Here is a 2,384-nt window from a genome sequence, read left to right on the forward strand (position 1 = left end):
TGTTGGAGTCGGTCGAAATTAGCCACTCCAGGTCGGTCAAAATTAGCCGATTTTAGTCAACATAAAATAGCCATTCCTTTTTTCATTCGTTTCCTCTAAACTGGATAGTGACCAATCAACCCAGCTGGAAGGAGACAATGTGAATGATATAAAAAGTAATGGCTTAGTGCCAATTATAGCACAAGCCTTAGAAGTAATGGAAGCCAAGACAGGCCACAATATACCTTTGGATAAGGTAAATCTTGCAGAGCTTGGCAGATTAACTGGATTATCTCGCAGCAAGCTGCGTACTCTCAAGAAGAATAACTTTCAAGACGGCATCAGAACTAAATTACCACGTGTTCCACGTAAAGGAAAACTGGATGCATTTAAGGATGTCATTAATACTTACTTAAAGCAGGGCGTAACAAACTCAGCTGTTATCTTCTCTGAGATACAGAAAGAAGGGTTTACTGGTGGCCTTACTATTGTTAAAAACTACATATCCAACAACAAAGGCCTTGTTCCTGCTAAACGTATCTTAGTGGCTCCTCAAGGCAGCCGTGGCAGACGGTATACTACACAACCAGGAGAAGCATTCCAGATGGACTGGGGATTCACAAAGGCCGTTGATCCATCAGGCGAAGAATACCAAGTAGCATGCTTTGCCATTGTATGCCACCACTGCTGCTCAGCCTATATAGAGTTTTTCTCCAGTGCCAAACAAGAGAATCTATTCATTGGCTTGGTAAGGGCATTTGACCGGCTTGGGGTTCCGGAATATATCCTTACAGACAACATGAAGAGTGTTGTTACAAAGCGCGATATAGAAGGCCATCCCATCTGGAACAATGACTATGAAGCCTTTATGAACACTGTTGGCTTTAAGACAAAGCTATGTAAGCCTAGACATCCATTTACCAAGGGACGTGTAGAGCGCCTGGTCAGGTTCGTAAAGGATAACTTCCTTGCAGGAAGGGCATTTCTGAACATAACTGACCTCAATATGGCAGCACTGAACTGGTGTGATAACAAGAATAACGTTTACCGTACATTCCTTGAGGGTAAGCCTGCTGATATACATGCAGCAAAATGTTCATGCTTTCTTCATGCACTGGAGCTTAGCGATAGCCTCAAATTTTATTTAGCACCACTTCGAACGATTAGCTTCGATGGCTTTGTAAACTATGAAAGCAGGCGCTTTGGTGTACCATATACCTATACCAGAAGGCTTGCAAGAGTGATGAGGCAGGGTGACAAGCTATACATCTATTCAGATGACTTAAAGCAGCACCTTACTACTCATGATGTTACATGGAGCTGTAAGGATTCATTTTGTATTGGGCAGTATGAAAATATTGAACAACCTGAAGAATTTCCTACGGCAAAAGTAAAAACATTTATACGTCAGCTTCCTCATGAAAAATCTGTAACATTCGATAAATTCAATTTCGGTGATACGGAGGATATGTGGAATGACTGATATATTTGAAAATATTAATGACTGTTGTGTAAAACTCAAGATTGATCTCTGCGGAGCTGAGCTTGCAAAGATTGCCGCGGATGGAAACTATACAGCAGAAACAATGGAAGCTTTGTCACATCTTTTTACGTATCTTTCGACTAAAAAAGATGCAGCCATGGTTCAAGATATATTAAACAAAAGCAGATTGCCTAAAAGTGCTCCGAAAACCTTTGATAACTTTGACTTCACACGTATAAGGGGACAGGATGTAGAGCGTATAAAAGGCATAAGCAGTTTGGCAACACTGCACTCTGGCTCCAATATTACATTTGTAGGCCCGCCTGGTATTGGTAAGACTCACCTTGCCCAGGCATATGGTTATGAATGTGCGCAGCGCAGAATAAAAGTCTATTTTATTAAGGCAACTGAACTGAGGGATAAATTCAACAGAGCAAGAAAATCCGGTTCAACAGCCAGCTGTGTTAATACCCTTGTTAGATACCAATGTCTAATTATAGATGAGATTGGCCATTGTAAATTCGACAAGGAAAATACAATGTTATTCTTTGATGTTATTGACAGACGGTATAACAAAGAGGGTATGTTCAATACGGTATTTACAAGTAATAAGCAGCCATCCCAGTGGAAGGAATGCTTTGAGGAGGAAGATGCTCTTCTCTGCTCACTGGACCGGATATTTGATAACGCCATAGTCTTTAACCTTAAGGGAAAAAGTTACCGTGGTCGAAAGCTCAAAGTAGTAAATGTTCAGGTTGACAATCTGAACCATGAAGATAAATAGTGTTTAGATAAGGCTAACTAACAGCCTAAGCTGGGTTATTGGTCAACAAAGCTGACTGTTGTATTGGTCATTTTAGACTGACTCTGAAATGGCTATGACGACCGACCCGTAGGTGGTTAAATTACGCCGACGCTAATA

General features: G+C 41.0%; 2 protein-coding genes. Both read left to right on the top strand.

Annotated elements, in window-relative coordinates; genetic code table 11:
• Positions 1-139 precede the first annotated feature (139 nt).
• The gene (gene istA / locus B6K08_RS13450; RefSeq protein WP_039210400.1) at positions 140-1,462 is read left to right on the top strand and encodes an IS21 family transposase; all 1,323 of its coding nucleotides are present in this window, start codon (positions 140-142) and stop codon (positions 1,460-1,462) included.
• Entirely contained in the window at positions 1,455-2,246 is a 792-nt protein-coding gene (locus B6K08_RS13455; protein ID WP_052212404.1) for an ATP-binding protein, read from the top strand. The genes istA and B6K08_RS13455 overlap by 8 nt, the downstream gene beginning before the upstream one ends.
• Positions 2,247-2,384 lie beyond the last annotated feature (138 nt).

The sequence above is a fragment of the Anaerovibrio lipolyticus DSM 3074 genome (assembly GCF_900141865.1).
Classification (GTDB): Bacteria; Bacillota; Negativicutes; order Selenomonadales; family Selenomonadaceae; genus Anaerovibrio; species Anaerovibrio lipolyticus.

Excerpts from the sequence above, each read along its gene's own strand:
- B6K08_RS13455 (WP_052212404.1), top strand. The coding sequence starts at position 1,455 with ATGACTGATATATTTGAAAATATTAATGACTGTTGTGTAAAACTCAAG.